The 17,467-nt window shown below is 30.2% G+C and carries 18 protein-coding genes and 4 tRNA genes; 4 read left to right on the forward strand and 18 right to left on the reverse strand.

The features are described 5' to 3' along the window. From ELQ10_RS05230 to ELQ10_RS05260, 7 genes are all read right to left on the reverse strand, one after another. Positions 1-522, reverse strand: coding sequence for a hypothetical protein (locus ELQ10_RS05230; RefSeq protein WP_134250290.1), 522 nt, complete (start codon positions 520-522; stop codon positions 1-3). After that, positions 503-1,513 carry a bifunctional diaminohydroxyphosphoribosylaminopyrimidine deaminase/5-amino-6-(5-phosphoribosylamino)uracil reductase RibD gene (gene ribD, locus ELQ10_RS05235; protein ID WP_134250291.1) on the reverse strand — a complete coding sequence of 337 codons (1,011 nt, stop codon included), beginning with the start codon at positions 1,511-1,513 and terminating at the stop codon, positions 503-505. Before ribD ends, ELQ10_RS05230 begins: the two co-directional genes overlap by 20 nt. 204 nt (positions 1,514-1,717) lie before the next feature. Continuing rightward, positions 1,718-1,805 (reverse strand) — tRNA-Ser (locus tag ELQ10_RS05240). A 21-nt stretch (positions 1,806-1,826) separates the two neighbouring features. Next, positions 1,827-1,900 (reverse strand) — tRNA-Cys (locus ELQ10_RS05245). An 18-nt stretch (positions 1,901-1,918) separates the two neighbouring features. Further along, positions 1,919-2,007, reverse strand: a tRNA-Leu gene (locus ELQ10_RS05250). Positions 2,008-2,016: 9 nt separating this feature from the next. Beyond that, a tRNA-Gly gene (locus tag ELQ10_RS05255) sits at positions 2,017-2,091 on the reverse strand. Positions 2,092-2,162: 71 nt separating this feature from the next. Continuing rightward, positions 2,163-2,915, reverse strand: coding sequence for a hypothetical protein (locus ELQ10_RS05260; protein ID WP_002895360.1), 753 nt, complete (start codon positions 2,913-2,915; stop codon positions 2,163-2,165). Positions 2,916-2,987: 72 nt separating this feature from the next. On the opposite strand from ELQ10_RS05260, the gene mutY reads away from it, so the two are divergent. Together mutY and ELQ10_RS05270 are read left to right on the forward strand one after the other, a co-directional pair. Then, positions 2,988-4,022 (forward strand): A/G-specific adenine glycosylase, encoded by a 1,035-nt coding sequence (gene mutY, locus ELQ10_RS05265; RefSeq protein WP_134250292.1) that lies wholly within the window; start codon positions 2,988-2,990, stop codon positions 4,020-4,022. 30 nt (positions 4,023-4,052) lie between these two features. After that, positions 4,053-4,421, forward strand: coding sequence for a cupin domain-containing protein (locus ELQ10_RS05270; protein WP_134250293.1), 369 nt, complete (start codon positions 4,053-4,055; stop codon positions 4,419-4,421). 23 nt (positions 4,422-4,444) lie between these two features. Here the strand turns inward: ELQ10_RS05270 and ELQ10_RS05275 are convergent, their stop codons facing one another. Then, positions 4,445-5,704 carry an MFS transporter gene (locus ELQ10_RS05275; protein WP_134250294.1) on the reverse strand — a complete coding sequence of 420 codons (1,260 nt, stop codon included), beginning with the start codon at positions 5,702-5,704 and terminating at the stop codon, positions 4,445-4,447. A gap of 165 nt (positions 5,705-5,869) precedes the next feature. Between ELQ10_RS05275 and ELQ10_RS05280 the strand changes: the two genes are divergently transcribed. Continuing rightward, entirely contained in the window at positions 5,870-6,727 is an 858-nt protein-coding gene (locus ELQ10_RS05280; RefSeq protein ID WP_208379421.1) for a radical SAM/SPASM domain-containing protein, read from the forward strand. Here the strand turns inward: ELQ10_RS05280 and ELQ10_RS05285 are convergent. From ELQ10_RS05285 to ELQ10_RS05300, 4 genes are read right to left on the reverse strand one after another with little or no spacing between them, the layout of a single operon-like run. Beyond that, positions 6,724-7,530: an ABC transporter substrate-binding protein gene (locus ELQ10_RS05285; protein ID WP_002881816.1), complete on the reverse strand. Its 807-nt coding sequence runs from the start codon at positions 7,528-7,530 to the stop codon at positions 6,724-6,726. The two genes, ELQ10_RS05280 and ELQ10_RS05285, sit on opposite strands and share 4 nt — an antisense overlap. Further along, the gene (locus tag ELQ10_RS05290) at positions 7,527-8,303 is read right to left on the reverse strand and encodes an ABC transporter ATP-binding protein (RefSeq protein WP_002856079.1); all 777 of its coding nucleotides are present in this window, start codon (positions 8,301-8,303) and stop codon (positions 7,527-7,529) included. The genes ELQ10_RS05285 and ELQ10_RS05290 overlap by 4 nt, the downstream gene beginning before the upstream one ends. Continuing rightward, positions 8,303-9,289: an iron ABC transporter permease gene (locus tag ELQ10_RS05295; protein ID WP_002856526.1), complete on the reverse strand. Its 987-nt coding sequence runs from the start codon at positions 9,287-9,289 to the stop codon at positions 8,303-8,305. Before ELQ10_RS05295 ends, ELQ10_RS05290 begins: the two co-directional genes overlap by 1 nt. After that, positions 9,264-11,387, reverse strand: coding sequence for a TonB-dependent receptor (locus ELQ10_RS05300; protein ID WP_134250296.1), 2,124 nt, complete (start codon positions 11,385-11,387; stop codon positions 9,264-9,266). The genes ELQ10_RS05295 and ELQ10_RS05300 overlap by 26 nt, the downstream gene beginning before the upstream one ends. Positions 11,388-11,580: 193 nt before the next feature. Between ELQ10_RS05300 and ELQ10_RS05305 the strand changes: the two genes are divergently transcribed. After that, a complete protein-coding gene (locus ELQ10_RS05305) occupies positions 11,581-12,336 on the forward strand; it encodes a HugZ family heme oxygenase (protein WP_070233518.1) in 756 nt (251 codons plus the stop codon). Positions 12,337-12,349: 13 nt separating this feature from the next. Here ELQ10_RS05305 and prfA read toward each other — a convergent pair whose 3' ends face one another. The 6 genes from prfA to ELQ10_RS05335 all read right to left on the reverse strand — a co-directional run bounded on the left by prfA (position 12,350) and on the right by ELQ10_RS05335 (position 17,420). Further along, complete coding sequence (prfA, locus tag ELQ10_RS05310) at positions 12,350-13,417, reverse strand: peptide chain release factor 1 (RefSeq protein ID WP_134250297.1); 1,068 nt, start codon at positions 13,415-13,417, stop codon at positions 12,350-12,352. Positions 13,418-13,435: 18 nt separating this feature from the next. Beyond that, positions 13,436-13,699: a 30S ribosomal protein S20 gene (rpsT, locus tag ELQ10_RS05315; protein ID WP_002856547.1), complete on the reverse strand. Its 264-nt coding sequence runs from the start codon at positions 13,697-13,699 to the stop codon at positions 13,436-13,438. 78 nt (positions 13,700-13,777) lie between these two features. Next, positions 13,778-14,278: a phosphatidylglycerophosphatase A gene (locus ELQ10_RS05320; protein ID WP_002858951.1), complete on the reverse strand. Its 501-nt coding sequence runs from the start codon at positions 14,276-14,278 to the stop codon at positions 13,778-13,780. A 4-nt stretch (positions 14,279-14,282) separates the two neighbouring features. Beyond that, positions 14,283-15,443 (reverse strand): sulfate adenylyltransferase, encoded by a 1,161-nt coding sequence (locus ELQ10_RS05325; RefSeq protein ID WP_002866588.1) that lies wholly within the window; start codon positions 15,441-15,443, stop codon positions 14,283-14,285. Beyond that, positions 15,421-16,308 carry a response regulator gene (locus ELQ10_RS05330; RefSeq protein WP_134250298.1) on the reverse strand — a complete coding sequence of 296 codons (888 nt, stop codon included), beginning with the start codon at positions 16,306-16,308 and terminating at the stop codon, positions 15,421-15,423. The genes ELQ10_RS05325 and ELQ10_RS05330 overlap by 23 nt, the downstream gene beginning before the upstream one ends. Next, the gene (locus ELQ10_RS05335; protein WP_107840459.1) at positions 16,305-17,420 is read right to left on the reverse strand and encodes a bifunctional 2-C-methyl-D-erythritol 4-phosphate cytidylyltransferase/2-C-methyl-D-erythritol 2,4-cyclodiphosphate synthase; all 1,116 of its coding nucleotides are present in this window, start codon (positions 17,418-17,420) and stop codon (positions 16,305-16,307) included. Before ELQ10_RS05335 ends, ELQ10_RS05330 begins: the two co-directional genes overlap by 4 nt. Between the last annotated feature and the right edge of the window lie 47 nt (positions 17,421-17,467).

Raw genomic sequence — 17,467 nt, forward strand, 5'->3', positions numbered from 1 at the left:
TTACACTTTAGTGTATTTTTTCATCCTTTGACTTAAAAATTCTTTCATTTCTTCTTTGGAAAAACTTTTAAGAATACGAATTTGCTTAAAAAGCAAGCCAAGATTGATTGCTCCCATCACTAAAAGCAATAAGCAAATCATTAAAAAAACAAGATCTATGGCTCCAAATTCATTAATCATAGCCAAACTTGCAAAAAATACACTCGCTAATAATAAAAAAAATAAAAGGAATATTTGTTTTAATTTTGCCTCATTAAAATTATCACAATTTTGAGTGAAATTTCTAAAAAGTATGATCTTTTTACCCAAATTTGAAACTAAAATTTCATCATTTTCTTTAAATAAGCCTTCTTTTAAACTTTGATAAAAAAAGATTTCATTGTTTAAATTTAAAGCATCTTTGTAGCTTGATAAGGTGTAGTCTTTGTAAAAAAAGGATTTTAATTCATTTTTCTTTTCTATTTTAAATAATCTTAAATCATTTCTCGCATAAAAAAATCCACTAAAGTTCATAAATGCCATAAGTATCACTCCCTAAAAAATTCCTATAAAGTGGCTTGAAATTTAAAGGTATTGTAACATTTTTTTCATCATTTAAACTTGAACTTTGGAAAATCAAAAACATATCTATTTCATCTTTAAAGGTTTTGAGAAAATTTTCTCCACCCTCATACATTAAAAATTTAGCTTCACTTGGAATTTGGGTATAAATTTGGCGGTTTGGAACTTTAAATAAAGGGATATTTTTATCAAAATTATCTATATTTTGACGGCTTAAGATACAAAGATTAGGCGCTTTTGCTTTGCAAAGCCTAGCATCTAGTATAGGGTGATCTTTTCTTATGGTTTCTCCACCGACTACAAGCAAATCAATCACCGCTCTAATTTTATGTGCATAAGTGCGACTTAGCTCATTGCTTACGATTTTGCCAAAAGGCGAGCCATTCATAGAAAGGGCTAATTTAAAAAGTTTAAATTGCCCTTTTTGCCATTTTAAAAAAGGTTTTAAAAGTTTTTTTCCTTCTTCTTTAAGTATGTCAAATTCAACCTCTATGCCTTGTTTTTTTAAAAATTCAGCCCCACCACTTGCGATTTTATTTCCATCTTTAACGCTGATGAAAATTTTTTTAAAACCTAGCTCGCTAAAGAGTTTTGCACAAGGAGGCGTTTTTCCTTGATGAGAGCAAGGCTCAAGTGTGACAAAAGCTATGCTATCTTTAAATACACCTTGATGGTTTTTGCAAATAAACTCATGTAAGGCGTTTGCTTCTTTAGGCAATGAAATTTCAGGTCTTAAGCTTTTAAAAGCATGAGCTATGGCATTAAGTTCTGCATGAGCTAATCCAGCTTTTTCATGAGCTTTTATGGCTAAAATTTTTCCATTTTTATCTAAGATTACACAGCCTACAGCCGGATTTGGATAGGTTAAAAACTGATATTTCCAAGCCTCATTTAAGGCTAAATTCATATAAAATTCTTTCATTTGCCTACCTTGTATTTTAAAATTTGACATATTTTTAAAATTTTATATTTTTGTTTTAAGATAATAAATTCTAAATTTTCCATTTGTATTTCTTATTTTTAGTTATATTAGTTATAGTTTTTCTAAGTTTTTTAGGATATAACAAAAATAGTAAGACTGAAGTATTATTTTTCATTTGTAGTATCCTTTATAATTTCAGGAATGATATAAGCTTGATAAACTAGAAAGTTTTGGTGGCCGGGAGAAAGGGATTCGAACCCCTGGAGGTGTGACCCTCAACGGTTTTCAAGACCGCCGCTTTCGACCACTCAGCCATCTCCCGATAAAGTAAAGTTTTGCCTTTTGGAGGCGACATCCGGATTCGAACCGGAGATCAAGGCTTTGCAGGCCCATGCCTTACCGCTTGGCTATGTCGCCCTGATAATGTTGAAAAAGTGGTGCCCGAGGCCGGACTTGAACCGGCACGGAAGAAAAATTCCGAGGGATTTTAAGTCCCTTGTGTCTACCAATTCCACCACCCGGGCGGGTGATTATGGAGCGGGAAACGAGATTCGAACTCGCGACCCCAACCTTGGCAAGGTTGTGCTCTACCCCTGAGCTATTCCCGCATAAATTTCTGAAAGAATTGAAGATAAAAGTATAGCAAAATAAACTTAAAAGGAGTTTATTTTGCCTTAAGTTATTTGCAAATAAATAAAGCTTTCGCGCTTAAAATTTGTTCTTTTTCGCTGATAATTGGAGATGAAAGTTCTATATTGTCAGATTTTGCATTTAACATTCTAGGTGCGATATTGGCATTTGTATTTACTTGTAAATTTTTCAATACACAAGTTTTATTAAGATCTAAAGAGTAAGTTTTTTCATATTCGTATGATGTTTTTAAAAGCTCTTTGTAGAGATTTTCTTTGTTGTTGTTTAGTGTATCTTTTGAAAATTTTGTTTGTATGGCTGGTGTTGAAACGCTGATGAAATTATTTTTAGCTATGATAGAATTGATGTCATTTAAAAGCTTGTTAAAATCTGCAAGTTGGTTTTCTTTAAATTCACATTCTAAATTCGCATCAAATCTTTGACCTTTTGGAGTTTGTATACCATCTTTATAGGAAAAATTAGGTTCTAAAGAAAAACTTCCTCCGCTACAAAAATTTTCTTTTTTTGAGCGTTCTAAAATTTGATTGAAAGTATTTGTGATTTCGGCTTTTTCACTATTGTCTAATGTGATTTTTGAGCTTAAATTTTCATTTGCCCAAAAATTAATATTTGCATATAAAATATCGGGTTTTAGTGTATTGCTTACTTCTATATTTCTTGAAAAATATAAATCATGATTAGAGTCTTTTTTGCCTAAAAATTCTACATTAAAAACTACTCCTGCAACAAAAAGTAATAAACATAAAAAACCTATACCTAAACCTTTAAAAAAAGCTAACATGGATATCCTTAATAATTTAATTTGAACTAATTTTAGCAAAAAATTTTAAAATTTTTTGTTATACTCTCATTTATGCAAAAAAAAGAGCTTGAAAAACTACAAGAAAATTTACTTCTTTGGTATGAAAAAAATGGACGCAAAACTTTACCTTGGCGTAATTTACAAAGTCAAAATTGTGATGAAAGTTTAAAGCATATTGATAGAGCTTATGGAGTTTATATCAGTGAAATTATGCTTCAGCAAACTCAAGTTAAATCAGTTTTGGAAAGGTTTTATTTCCCCTTTTTGCAAAAATTTCCTACTTTAGAAAGTTTGGCTAATGCTAATGAAGATGAGCTTTTAAAGGCTTGGCAAGGACTTGGTTATTACACTCGTGCTAGAAATTTAAAAAAGGCAGCTTTAGAATGTGTGGATAAGTTTGAAGCTAAACTACCCAAAGAAGTTGAGGATCTAAAAAAATTAAGCGGTATAGGAGCTTATACAGCAGGTGCTATAGCTTGTTTTGGTTATGATCAAAAGGTTTCTTTTGTTGATGGTAATATACGCCGTGTGCTTTCTCGTCTTTTTGCTTTAGAAAATCCTAGCATGAAAGAACTTGAAAAAAGAGCTAAAGAGCTTTTAAATTTAAATCATGCTTTTGATCATAACCAAGCCTTGCTTGATATAGGGGCTTTGGTTTGTGCGAGTAAAAATGCAAAGTGTGGAATTTGTCCTTTGTATGATTTTTGTCAAGGCAAATTTCATACAGAGCTTTATCCAAGAGCTAAAAAAATACTTTATGAGAGTTTAAATTTAAATCTTTTTTTGTTTGAATTTAATAAAAAATTTGCGATACAGAAAAGTCAAGATAAGCTTTATAAGGGTATGTATAATTTTCCTTTTTTTAAAGAAGGAGAGTATAAACTTTCTAAAGATATGAGTTTTGTAGGGGAGTTTAAGCACAGCTATACTAAGTATAAACTTAATATCAAGGTTTATCATCAAATTTTAAACAATAAAAATAAAAATTATGAATTTAAAACCTTAAAAGAGTTAGAAAGTACCGCACTTTCAGCACTTTCTTTAAAAGCGTTAAAATTAGTTTTTATTAATTTAAATTTTTTATAATTTGCCATTATTTTATTATAAGGATAATAAATGAATAAGATCAGCGTAGCTCATTTAGGCGATGATTTTTTAAATCAAACTAGAATAGAACTCAAGGAAAAATTAGATTTAACAGGATGTGAAGTTAGTTTTAATAAACTTCAAGCCAATACCTGTGTGCCTTTTATCCATCATCATAAACAAAACGAAGAGCTTTTTATTATTTTAGAGGGACAAGGTGAATTGGTTTTAGATGGAGAAAAAATTCTTGTAAATAAAGGTGATGTTATAAGAGTTAAACCTGAAGTAAAAAGACAATTTTTTGCTAAAAGTGTTTTAAATTTTATTTGTGTTCAAGTTAAAGAGCATTCTTTGGAGCAATGGACTAAAACTGATGGAATTCTTGATGAGAGTTTTTAAAACTAAACATTCTTTGGGAATGTTTAGTTAAGTTCACCTTTTTTAGGTAAAAATAAAGTTGCTATTAACATCAAAATAGTTAAAACAGCTAAATAAATAAAAAAGCCATTTTCTATACCTGCATTTTTAAATTGTAAAGCAACCCAAGGAGCAGATCCTCCAAAAACAGCATTTGAAATAGCATAACCCAAACCTGTCCCTAAAGCTCTTACATGTTCAGGAAAAAGTTTTGCTTTAAAAATCCCAGCAACTGAAGTATAAAAACTTAAAATAACAAACAATAATACCACCAACATAAATGTCAAAGAAGGATTATTTTGTGCGTTATTGGCTATAAGTGAAAAAATAGGATAAATTCCTACCAATGCCAAAATACAAAATACAATTAAAGATCGTTTGTGACCTATTTTATCTCCTATATATCCAAAAAGAGGTTGAATGATCATTAGTATAAATAAAGCACCTAAGAAAAGATTATTAACAAGCATTTTATCCATACCCGTATTTTCCATAAAAGTTTTAGTATAAGTTGTAATAGTATAAAAAGCTAAAGAACCTCCAGAAGTAACCCCAAGTACCATTAAAAAAGGTTTCCAAGATTTGCATAATGCTTTTAAAGTACCACGATCTTCATGCTGGTGAAGTTTTGTAGCACTTTCATTCATCATTTTTCTTACAAAAAGCGAGCCTAGTGCTAAAATTCCGCCTATTACAAAAAGTATTCTCCAAGCATAATCTTTCATATCATCAATGCTAAAAAATAAAAACATTATACTAATGCTTGCAACGGCCAAAAGTTGACCACCTATTAGGGTTACATACTGAAAAGATGAGTAAAAACCGCGTTTTCCTTCCGTAGCAAGTTCTGAAAGATAAGTAGCTGCTATGCCATACTCCCCGCCTACACTAAGACCTTGAATGAGTCTTGCTATTAAAAGTAAGATAATAGCAAGATCGCCCACTGTATCTTTGCTTGGCAAGGCTGCTATCATAAAAGAGCCCAAAGCCATTAAAACCACTGATATAACCATAGATTTTTTACGACCTACTTTATCAGCTAAAGAGCCAAAAAGCCAAGAGCCTATAGGACGCATAAAAAATCCTGCTGCAAAAACCCCAAAGGCATTGATTTGCTGGATAACAGGATTATCTGAAGTTGAAAAAGTATGAGCAAAATAAGTTGCTGTAAAAGCATAGATATAAAAATCAAACCACTCTACTAAATTTCCGCTACTTGCAGCAATAATAGAGCGAATTTTTTTCGTGCGAGTAAGCTCTTGCATAAACCCTTCCTTAATTTTAGATTTTTATTTAAGTATAGTGTGATTTTTGTTTAATATATTTAAAAATAAAGAAGAGAAACAAAAAAGATAAAAATATCGATAAAAATGTTACATATTTTAATAAATTTCATAAATTTTGGTAAAATGTTTACTCTAGGAAATATAATGAAATTTAAAAAAATATATATAGAATTAAGCGATATTTGTGGTTTAAAATGTGATTTTTGTCCTTCTCAAAAAGGAATTCGCGGGGTAATGAGTGAAGAAAAATTTCAAAACTTAGCTTATGAAATTTCTAATAAAGCCGAGCTTTTTACCTTTCATCTTTTGGGCGATCCTTTGCTTTTACCTAATTTGGAAAATTATCTAAGAATCGCAAAAGATGAAGCTATGAAACTTGAAATCACTACAAGTGGCTTTTATCTAAATTCTAAAAATCAAGCTTTATTGTTAGGGTATGAGAATATCCATCAAATCAATATTTCTTTAATGTCTTTTTTAAGTCAAAGCAAAATTTCTTTAGAACAGTATTTTAAGCCTATTTTAGAACTTTGCAAAAAGCATTTAGAGCAAAAAAGCCTTTCTTTTATCAATCTAAGACTTTGGAATTTAGATGCTAATTTTAAAGCACCTAAGTCAAATTTAAAAATTTATGAGTTTTTATCCAAAGAATTTGAAATTAAGATCGATACAAACTTAAGTAAAAATCGCTTGCAAAGACATATTTTGCTTCATCAAAATAAACTTTTTAAATGGCCAAATTTAAAAGATGAACCCCTTTATAAAAAAGGAAAATGTCATGCTTTAAAAGAGCAAATTGGGATTTTAAGTGATGGAAGTTTGGTGCCTTGCTGTTTGGATACTAAAGCAGATATTAACTTGGGAAATGTTTTTGAAAATAACTTTGATAAGCTTTTTAAATCACCGCGTATAAAGATGATGAAAAAAGCTTTTGAAGAAGATAAACGCATAGAAAAACTTTGTCAAACTTGCGAATTTTTTAAAGCAAGATTGAGTGATTAAAAATTGTTATTTTCTAGCTTTGTTTTAAATTCTTGAATTCTATCTATTATCTTAGGACTAAGACGTAATAATATATGTGTATCTTTGTTAAAATAAATACTTCCTGTTTTAACTGCTTTGGTATTTTTCAATAAAGCATTTGTATCTAAAAGGTTGTTTTTAGCATTAATTCCAAGAATGAGTATGTCTGGATTTTGTTTCAGTATATATTCTGCTGATATAACAGGTCTTGAAATTTGACTTTGCGGACTTAAATTTTTAATCCCTATAAGTCTTAAAATATCAGCTATTAAAGAATTATCATTAAAGGCCATTAAAGGGTTGCTAGAATAAAGATAAATCGCACTTTTATTTAGGGGTTTATCGCTTAATTTTTTTAAATTTTGGGTAAATTCTTGTTTTAAAAGCTCTGCTTCTTTTTCTTTTTTGGTGATTTGGCCTAAGGTTGTGATATTTTTTGTTATATCTTCTAAACGCTCGGCTTTTAAATTGATACTTTTGATACCAAAATTTTTAAGTCCTTCTTCTAAATTTAAAGAATAAGAGCTTAAAATCACCAAACTTGGTTTTAATGCTACTATTTTTTCAAGTGAAGGATTTGAAAAAGTGCCTACACTTGTAAGTTTTGAGGTTTGATCTTTAGGATAGATATTTGAGTGTTGTAAAGTGGCAATGCCTACGATTTGATCTTCAGCCTTAAGCATAAAAAGGGTTTCTATGCTTGCAGGATCAAGCACTACAAGGCGTTCTTTTGCATTTAGTGTGATTAAAAACAAACTCATAATAATTAAAATTTTTTTCATTTTTTCTCCTTTAAAGCTAAAATATAAGGTTTAGAATTTTTATAAATAATCTCGCAGTTTAAATCATAAATTTCTTTTAAAATTTCTTGAGTAAAAAGCTCTTTGCTCGTTCCAAAATACTTTATTTCCCCTTCTTTTAGAAAAAGGATTTTATCGCAGAACATAGAAGCTAAATTTAAATCATGCAAGATAGCAACAACGGCTATATTTTTTTCTTTAACTAGTTTTTCGCAAAGACTTAAAAGCTCTATAGCATAGTTTAAATCAAGGGCTGAAGTGGGTTCATCTAAAAAAAGAATTTTTGGCTTTTTAAGCAAAGCTCTTGCCAAAAGCATTCTTTGAAATTCACCCCCACTTAAAGAAAGTATGCTTCTTTCTAGAAAATTTTCAAGTCTTAAATCCTTAGCAAATTCTTTAATTTCTAAAATATCTTCTTTAGAATAAGAACTAAAAGCGTGTTTTAAATTCGCATATTTGCTCATTAAAAGCACATCGATGACTTTTAAAGGGGTGTTTAATTCTGATTTTTGAGGCACAAATCCGCAAATTTTGGCAAATTCTTTAAGAGAAAAATCTTTGATATTTGTATTAAAAAGACTTATCTCTCCTTTATTTGGACTTAAATTTTTAAGTATAAGTTTTAAAAGAGTGCTTTTGCCTGAGCCATTTGGCCCTAAAATTCCTATAAAAGCCTGATTTTTAAGTTCTAAATGAATGTTTTTTAGTAAATCTTTTTGGTGATAAGCAAAGCTTAAATCATGTATTTTTAGCATTATAAAAATCTCCTAGCACTTAAAGCCAAGTATAAAAAAATAGGAGCTCCAAAAAATGCAGTTAAAATTCCAATCGGAATTTGTACAGGGGCTAAAAGAGTTCTTGCTAAAGTATCACAAATAAGTAAAAATAATCCTCCAAATGCTGTACATAAAGGGATAACCAAGGCATTATCATAATTTTTAAGCAAAAGTCTTATAGTATGAGGAATGATGAGTCCAACAAAGCCTATAAGTCCGCTAAAAGCAACCGCAAAAGATACAGCCAAGGATGAAACAATGAGTAAATTTATCTTTAATTTTTGAGCATTTACCCCTAGATTTCTAGCTTCATCATCTCCGCTTAAAAGTATGTTTAATTCGTTTTTATGAGCGTAAAAATAAAACAAACAAAAAATTAAAGGCAAGATTAAAATTCCCACACGAAACCAAGAAGCATTGCCTATATTTCCCATAAGCCAAGCGACTATTTTAAAAGAATCCTCGCCTATAAGATAAGTGAAAAAAGAAGTAAAAGCTCCTAAAAAAGATGAAGCTGCTATGCCGATAATGAGTAAAGTCGCTATAGAAGCTTTAGAAGAAATTTTAAAAACTCCTAGGGCAAAAAAGGCAGAGCAAACAAAACCTAAAATTCCATAATAATAATCATTCAATTTTAACAAATACGCCAAAACCGCTCCAAAGGTTGCTGCAGAAGCTATACCTATGATATAAGGATCGGCTATAGGATTTGAAAATACATTTTGAGTGATAGCCCCACTACTAGCTAGAAGCATACCGATTAAAATCGCCATTATAATGCGTGGTAAGCGTCCATCTATGATGATTTGTCTTAAAATTTCATCTTGGCTAAAGATATATGAAAAAAGTTCTTTTGGGTTTAAATTCTCATCTCCTAAGCAAAGTGCTGTAAAAGAAGCGATTATATAAGCTACCAAAAGCCCTATAATCACTAAAATTTTAGAATGCGTATTTAAATTCAACATAGTAGTTTCTGCCATTCCCAACTAGGTATTGATCATTTATACTGTCTTGATAGGTGTAGTATCTTTTATCGAAAAGATTGCGAATTCCTGCTAAAATTTGTAATTTTTTATAATTATATTTCATACCAATATCTGTTAAAAAATAATCCCTTATCCAAGAATTTTTAGACATTTTTCCTGTATTTTCATCTATAGTTCCACCATCTTTTGCTCTAGAAAAATAGGTTAGATCAATAAAATTTGAGAAATTTTTATTCCAAGCGTATTCTAGCCCAGCTGTGGCTTTGATTTTTGAAACATAAGGAATTCTCATGCCGTCATTAACGCCTTTAGAAATTTTAGCATCAAGATAAGTTAGACTTTCTCTAAAGATTAAATCATCATCTAAAAAATTTTGACTCAGACTTAATTCTACTCCTAGACGGCGAGTTTGATCTATATTATAATATTTCCACCAAGATCCACTAGTAGAATGAGGGTTTCCAAGATAAGAAATTTCATCTTTGCTTAGGGTGTAAAATAAAGTTAGATTAAAGCCGTAAAAATCCCACCAAAAATCATCAATTCCTAGTTCAAAGGTATCAAAGATCTCAGGATTTAAATTTGCAGAATAATACTTTTGTGAATTTTTATCCTTATTGACAAATTGTGCTGGACTTGGAGAGACAAAACCTCTTTCGTATTTGATATAAAGCTTTCCTGTGTCTGAGTATTTAAAATTTGGAGTGATTTCAAAGGCGAAGTTATGACTTGTATCATCGGTCGAAAAAAGTTCTGGAGTGCTTGGTTTAGGAGTGTTTGATATAATCATATTGCTAGTGTAATTTCTATTTGTGTCATAAAGACTATATTCATATCTTGCTCCACCTGAAATACTAAAAATATCGTTAAATTCATGAGAATCAAGAGCGAAAATAGAATGGCTTTGTTTATCCATATCCATAAGCGTTGTCATGGTGTGACTCATTTGAAATCTGCCGGCATTTACATCATAATGAATAATGCTTGTTCTTTTTGCATCATGGTTTGCAAATTCATAACCAAAAATAAAATAAGAATTATTTGCATAATTTAGCTTGTTTTTTAAACTTATCCCTGTAAGTGTGTCTTCAAAACCACTTCCATTTTGATATACAGGAAGACTCATACTTCCATAACTCATTGTAGAAACATCTTTTAGATAATTGATCTTTTGATTTTGCCAAAAAGCTTCTAGGTTAAATTCCCATATATCATCAAAATAGTAATGATAATCCAAAGAAATTTCAGGGCGATTGATTTGTGTGATATTGTCACTATTGCCTTTTTGGGTTGGATCGCTTTGAGCTTGTGCTTTTGTTAGATAGCCACTGCTGGTATTTTTGCTTTTAAAATAATTATAACCCAAAGTTAAATCGCTATTATCATTGATATTAATATAGGTTTTTGTGTTGATAAAATAACCTTTTTCATTATAACCTTCTTGATATCCATCAAGGTTAAAACTTTGTATATCAAAGCTAAAAGCTAAATTTTCATTTATTTGTTTGGCGCCATTGATACCTAAATTTCCACCTAGTCCACCATGATCATAGGCACTGCTTTTTAAATTTATAGCAAAAGCATCTGATTTTTGTTTTTTTGTAATGATATTAATCACACCCCCTCTAGTACCACTTCCATAAAGCACAGATCCACCCCCAGGTATGATTTCTATGCGTTCTACATTATCTAAATTGATACTATCTAGCGGGGTTATACCATGGGAATTATCAAGAACATTAATAGCACGCCCATCGATCATAACTTTTACAGCTATATTGGATTTATCTCCTTGTCCACGCATATCTATATTGCGTCCAAGTCCAAAATTTACAAAACTAATGCCCGAAATTCTTTCTAAGGCTTGTTCTAAGGAAACATAACCTTTATTTTGCAGATCTTTGCCTTCTATGCTGATTACATTGCGTAAATTTGAGTCTGCATCTTGCTCAAAACCTGTTGCACTAACAACAACTTTTTGTAATTTAATAGCTTCATTTGATTCTTGTGCATTTAAATTAGTTATTAGCAATAATGCAAATAAAGATAACTTAAAAGCTTTTTTATTTGGATGCAAATTTTACTCCTTAAATAAAATAAATAATGATAATTTATATCATAATAATTTAGAAAGAAATTTATCCTTTATTAACTTAATTTAGTATAAATTTTTGTTAAAATAGATAATTTATATATTTTAAGTTATTTTTAATTTGATAATTGATACCATTTTTTTTAATATTTTATTTTAAAATCAAGAAAGGATAAAAATGAATTTTGAAAGCATTATTTCTCATATGAATGATCATCATAAATCAAATTTAGTTGATCTTTGTAAAAAATTTGGTGGTATTGAGCAAGTGCAAGATGTTTTTCTAAAAAGTGTTGATTTTAATGGCTTGGATCTTGTTTACAATGATAAAGAAAATTTACGAGTGGAATTTCCTAAAAAAGCCGATGAAAACACGATTAAAGATACTATAATATCCCTTTGCATGAGTGCAAAGAGCGAGCAAAATTTTAGTGGCGTAGAAAAAGAATTAAATGAATTTATGCTAAGTTTTAATTCTGTAGCTTTGGCAACTTTAAATGCAAATGGAGAAGTTGTTTGCTCGTATGCACCTTTTGTAAGCACACAATGGGGAAATTATATTTATATAAGTGAAGTAAGTGAACATTTTAACAACATCAAAGTAAATCCAAACAATATAGAAATAATGTTTTTAGAGGATGAGAGTAAAGCTGCTTCTGTTATACTTCGCAAAAGATTGCGCTATAGAGTAAATGCAAGCTTTTTAGAGAGAGGTGAAAGATTTGATCAAATTTATGATGAGTTTGAAAAACAAACCGGAGGAGAAGGAGGCATTAAAACTATACGCAAGATGCTTGATTTTCATCTAGTAAAGCTTGAATTTAAAAAAGGACGCTTTGTAAAAGGTTTTGGTCAAGCTTATGATATAGAAAATGGAAATGTTGCACATGTAGGTGCTAGTGGAAATCCACATAAATTCCCACATAAGCATTAATTTATATAAAATCTTATAAATTTTGTTCTTGTAAAGCTTGGGCTTGATGATGAGTGATTAAAGGTTCTATGATTTCATCAAAAAGCCCATCTTGTATAATGGCATCTAAGCGATATAAAGTAAGATTTATTCTATGATCGCTGATACGATTTTGTGGAAAATTGTAAGTGCGAATGCGTTCGCTTCTATCTCCGCTTCCTACTTGTGATTTTCTTGCTTCACTTTCTTTTGCTAGTCTTTCACTCTCTTGCATTTCATAAAGCCTTGCTTTTAGGACTTTCATCGCACTTTCTTTATTTTTGTGTTGGCTTTTTCCATCTTGATTGACTACAACTATACCTGTAGGGATATGAGTGATACGAACAGCTGAATCAGTAGTATTTACACTTTGTCCACCATGTCCTGAAGATCGCATAACATCAACTTTAAGATCGTTTGGATTGATTTCGATTTCTATATCATCAACTTCTGGCATTACTGCCACGGTGATAGCAGAAGTATGCACGCGTCCTTGGGATTCTGTTTGAGGAACTCTTTGAACACGGTGCGTTCCACCTTCATATTTAAGTCTTGAATAAGCCCCTGTTCCTTTAACAAGCATGATGATTTCTTTAAATCCACCTACGCTTCCTTCACTAGAGCTTACAATCTCAAGTTTATAGCCGCGATTTTCAGCATATCTTGCATAAGCTTTTACAAGATCTCCTACAAATAAAGATGCCTCATCGCCACCTGTGCCTGCACGAATTTCAAGAAAAATATTTCTTTCATCATTGGGATCTTTAGGAAGAAGTAAAATTTTAATCTCTTCTTCAAGTTTTGGTTTTAGTTCTTCTAAAGTTTTTAGTTCTTCTTTTGCAAGTTCCCCAAGTTCTGGATCGTTTAGCAAAGCTTTATTTTCTTCTATATTGTCTAAAGTTTTTAAATACTCTTTAGCTTTTAAAACGATAGGTTCTAAATTTTTTTGTTCTTTAGAGAGTGTAGTCATTTTACTGATATCGTTGAGTATATCAGAACTGCTAAGAAGAGAATTTAACTCTTCAAAGCGTTTTAAAAAAGGATCTAGTTTGCTAGCTAACATTAAAAACTATATAGAAAATTATGCGATTTTATTTACTAAAAGGGCCAAGCGGCTTACACGGCGAGAAGCAGTTTGTTTTTTAATGAAACCGCGACTTACCATAGCATGAATGCTTTTATTAGCTACTTTTAAAGCTTCATTAGCAGCATTTTTATCTCCATTTGCTGCAGCTTCTCTTACGGCTTTAGTTATATTTTTAAGTCTTGTTCTATAGAATCTATTTCTTTCTGTTTTTTTAATAGTTTGTCTTGCTCTTTTTTCAGCAGATTTATGGTTTGCCATTTATATTTTCCTTTTTTGAAATTAAAGACTAAATTATATAAGAATAAAATTTAAAATTTAATTAATTTAAGCAAAATTTCAAAATAAATCTTTTAAATTTATATCCCAAAAAACTAAATTAAATTTAAGTAAAAATCCGTAAATTACCGCACTTAAAAGTCCAGCAAACAATCCTGCTAGCATATCATCAAGCATTACACCTAGTCCGCCTTTGACTTTTTTATCTATTTTGCCAATAATAGAAGGTTTTGTAATGTCAAAGAGTCTAAATAAAACAAAAGCCAAAATAAAATTAACTATTGAATTTTCAACACTTGCTGCAATAGCACAAGCAAGAAAAACCCCAGCAACTTCATCGATAACTATGTGTTTGTCATCGTGAATTCCTGTTTTTTTTTCATAATCATCTATAACACGAATACTTGCAACAAAAATTAAAATACTTAGTAAAAACAAAGTATTAATCCCAAGATATTTAAGTATAAAAAAAGCAGGTATTAAAGCAGCGATAGTACCAAAAGTCCCACTTGCCTTTTTTATAGAACCTGAATAAAAAAAAGTTAAAAATAATTTTTGCATTTTGTTACACCATATAAGACATTTGATGAATTTCTAAAAGTTTTTGATAAAATTCTTCATCATTTTTGTATTCTAAAATTCCATCAGTTGGAAAAAGCTCATTATAAATTTTTTGCATATTTTTTAATCTATTTGGAAAAAGAGAAGTTAAAATAACGCTAGATACTTCCTTGCGCATGAAAATTGCTGGAGGAATGATACCCGCTCTTAGTAAATCTTTTAAAGACTGAGAATTATAGTGCAAATGGTGATGACAACCATGAGGGCAAGATCTTGTGCTAACAATCATGCGACATTGATCGCAAAATACAAATTCAGGCAAAACAATCACTTCTATGCCATAATCCTTGGAAAAATCATCAAGTATGGTTTTTGGTTGATTATCATCATAAAACATTCCAAGTCCTGTATGATTTTGTCCTACTACTAGTTTGGTACAACCTAGACTTTTTGCGATAATGCTTTCTAAGCCAGGATTTAAATGAGCGTGAAAAATATTAATATTTTTTAATGGAAAAATGAAAATTCTATCCGGTGGAAGATAGTTTTGAATAAATTTTTTCAAATAAGCTTCTTTAAGTTCGAATTCAAACCCATTTGCATCAAAAGATTCTACAAGAAAAATTACAACTAAATCTGCTTTATCAATAGTCCAACGAAACATTCTTTCATGGGCACGATGCAAAGGATCAAAACTTGAAACTATAGCGGTAATTTTTTGTGCATTAAGATTGTTTTTGATTTGTTGAAAATTTTCTTTTATTTTTTTAATTTGAGAATTGTAAATTTCTATTTTTCCACTTATACAAGTTGTTCCCATATCTTCCAAAGAGCAAGTGTTAGGACTGAAAATATCAGAAAAATTTTTATTATTTTTAAATCGGCTTTTAAAATCTATATGTCCTACTACTTTTTCGTCTAGTATGAGATCGATTCTATCGCCAGATTTTATATCATTTAGTGCTTCTTCAGCATTTTTTGGTGCAAAGCTTAAGGGATAGGGAAAACTTTCTCCTTTAAATTTTCCTGATTTAATGATTTCATTGACTTCTTTTTCATTCATTAAATGAGTGCAAGTACCTAGCAAACCTTCTTTAATAAGTGACAAGATACCAAATTCATTTTGATCTATGGTAATGTTTTTATTTTTTCTTGCTGATTTCATATTTCTTCCTTTTTTCCCATAAAGATTTACGTGAAATGCCTAATTTTTTTGAAAGATCAGTATCAGGAAATATATTTTGGTAATTTATAATAACATATTTTACATACTCATCTATGGTTAAAATTTCATTGCTATCGATATTTTTTTCATTATCATTTAAATTAATGCAGTTTATTTTTAAATCATCTGTATTTGAATTGGTATGCAAAATAACATTTTTGTTTTGTATAAAATCTAGGAGTTTTTCCTTTTCTGCTGCTTTTAATGCTTGAAAATTACTCAAAAATAAGAGATTGTTTTCTGTGGGAAGTTTCATAACTTTTTCAACTGAATTTGTAGATGTTAAATCAATAAAAGAAAGAGTAATGTCACATTCATTTGCATAATTAAAAACAAAAGCATCAGCACTGCTTTGCTTGTTGGATTTTAATATCAATGGAAGTTTTAATTTTTTATAATTATACTCTGGAATTTTGATTGTTTCTAATCTTGATTTGATGTAGCTTTGATAAGCTTTATTAAGGATTGAAAGTTTTCTAAAATCTTGATAATGCTTTATTTTTCTAATCAGCTCTTCTATCATAAAGGGTTTTTGAATATAATCACTAGCACCTAATTTCAAAGGATTTGAAACTGTATCTGTACTTATATAAGAAATAAGCAAAATAATAATACTATGTTTAAACTGACTTACGGCCTTTAAAAAATTATTAGTATTTGTAGAAAGCAGTACAATATCATAGTATTTTTCACCATTGTATTCATCAAACGAGTTGATAATTTCACAGCTATATCCAGCATCACTTAGTTTAATGCTAATGCTTTGCGCTAGATAAATTTCATTTTCAATAATTAAAACTTTCATAATCTTGTCCAATCAAAATATTTTAAATTTACACTACTAAGCACCGCCATACCTTCTTTTCTTCCAATAAAACCCAATTTTTCCGTTGTTGTGGCTTTAACATTGATTCTAAATTCATCTAAGTCTAAAGTATGAGCTATATTGCTTTGCATAGCTTGTTTAAAGTCTTTAAGTTTAGGGCTTTGTGCCATGACGCAAATGTCTATATTAATGAGTTCAAAACCTACTTCTCTGACTTTATCATAAGCCTGTTTTAAAAGCTCCATGGAGTTGGCATTTTTAAATTTCATATCAGTATCAGGATAAAGCTCTCCTATATCTCCAAGTCCTGCAGCACCTAAAATCGCATCGGTTAAAGAGTGAGCTAAAACATCTCCATCGCTGTGTGCTTTAAGCCCCATAGTAGGATGAATTTGCACTCCTGCTAAAAGCAAAGGGCGATTCTCTCCAAATTCATGCACATCAAAACCATTGCCAGTAAAAATTTCAAAGCTAGGTGTAGGCAAATCAAGCTTTTTAAGATCTTCTTTAAAGGTTAGTTTTCTTGCATTTTCTTCACCTTCAACAAACCAAATTTTTCCACCCATTGCAGCTATAGCTGTGCTATCATCTGTAAATTCTAGGTTTTGATCCAAGGCTTTTTTAAGCAATTTGGTTTTAGAAATTTGCGGGGTTTGAATGAGTTTGATTTTTTCTCTTTGCAAGGCTTCATTGTCAAAAAGTGTTGTATCTGCAACTTTTAAAGCAGGGGTAATACAATCTGCTTTATCTAAATTTTCAATCAAACGATCAAACAAATTTTTACTCACCAATACCCTTGCTACATCACTTACCATAACAAATTCGCTATCTATGAGCTCTAAGGCTTTTTTTAAGGATTCTGCTCTGGTATCACCACCTTCTATGAATTCATAGTTTTTAGTAAATTTTTTCATATAAGAAATATTACTAGAGGTAACAACTATTTTTTTAAAAGGATAAAAAGAGCTTAAATTTTTTGTTGCATAAAGCCAAAGAGGGTCATTTCCAAGTCGTAAAAATTGTTTTTTTACCTTTGTGTTAAAACGAGTAGAATTTCCAGCTGCTAACATAATGAGGCTCATTTCACTCATTTTTTTATTCCTCTTTTTAATATTGTTGGTTTTTATAATGTTACCAT

Origin of the sequence: Campylobacter sp. US42a, assembly GCF_004379055.1 — a bacterium.
Taxonomy (GTDB): Bacteria; Campylobacterota; Campylobacteria; order Campylobacterales; family Campylobacteraceae; genus Campylobacter_D; species Campylobacter_D jejuni.

Coding starts and splice junctions, on each gene's coding strand:
- ELQ10_RS05285 (WP_002881816.1), bottom strand. CDS start 7,530: ATGAAAAAAATTTTAATTATTATGAGTTTGTTTTTAATCACACTAAAT.
- ELQ10_RS05295 (WP_002856526.1), bottom strand. CDS start 9,289: ATGTTGAATTTAAATACGCATTCTAAAATTTTAGTGATTATAGGGCTT.
- mutY (WP_134250292.1), top strand. CDS start 2,988: ATGCAAAAAAAAGAGCTTGAAAAACTACAAGAAAATTTACTTCTTTGG.
- prfA (WP_134250297.1), bottom strand. CDS start 13,417: ATGTTAGCTAGCAAACTAGATCCTTTTTTAAAACGCTTTGAAGAGTTA.
- ELQ10_RS05325 (WP_002866588.1), bottom strand. CDS start 15,443: ATGAAATCAGCAAGAAAAAATAAAAACATTACCATAGATCAAAATGAA.
- ELQ10_RS05335 (WP_107840459.1), bottom strand. CDS start 17,420: ATGAGTGAAATGAGCCTCATTATGTTAGCAGCTGGAAATTCTACTCGT.
- rpsT (WP_002856547.1), bottom strand. CDS start 13,699: ATGGCAAACCATAAATCTGCTGAAAAAAGAGCAAGACAAACTATTAAA.
- ELQ10_RS05290 (WP_002856079.1), bottom strand. CDS start 8,303: ATGCTAAAAATACATGATTTAAGCTTTGCTTATCACCAAAAAGATTTA.
- ELQ10_RS05305 (WP_070233518.1), top strand. CDS start 11,581: ATGAATTTTGAAAGCATTATTTCTCATATGAATGATCATCATAAATCA.
- ELQ10_RS05260 (WP_002895360.1), bottom strand. CDS start 2,915: ATGTTAGCTTTTTTTAAAGGTTTAGGTATAGGTTTTTTATGTTTATTA.
- ELQ10_RS05330 (WP_134250298.1), bottom strand. CDS start 16,308: ATGAAAGTTTTAATTATTGAAAATGAAATTTATCTAGCGCAAAGCATT.
- ELQ10_RS05280 (WP_208379421.1), top strand. CDS start 5,870: ATGAAATTTAAAAAAATATATATAGAATTAAGCGATATTTGTGGTTTA.
- ELQ10_RS05270 (WP_134250293.1), top strand. CDS start 4,053: ATGAATAAGATCAGCGTAGCTCATTTAGGCGATGATTTTTTAAATCAA.
- ribD (WP_134250291.1), bottom strand. CDS start 1,513: ATGTCAAATTTTAAAATACAAGGTAGGCAAATGAAAGAATTTTATATG.
- ELQ10_RS05230 (WP_134250290.1), bottom strand. CDS start 522: ATGGCATTTATGAACTTTAGTGGATTTTTTTATGCGAGAAATGATTTA.
- ELQ10_RS05320 (WP_002858951.1), bottom strand. CDS start 14,278: ATGCAAAAATTATTTTTAACTTTTTTTTATTCAGGTTCTATAAAAAAG.
- ELQ10_RS05275 (WP_134250294.1), bottom strand. CDS start 5,704: ATGCAAGAGCTTACTCGCACGAAAAAAATTCGCTCTATTATTGCTGCA.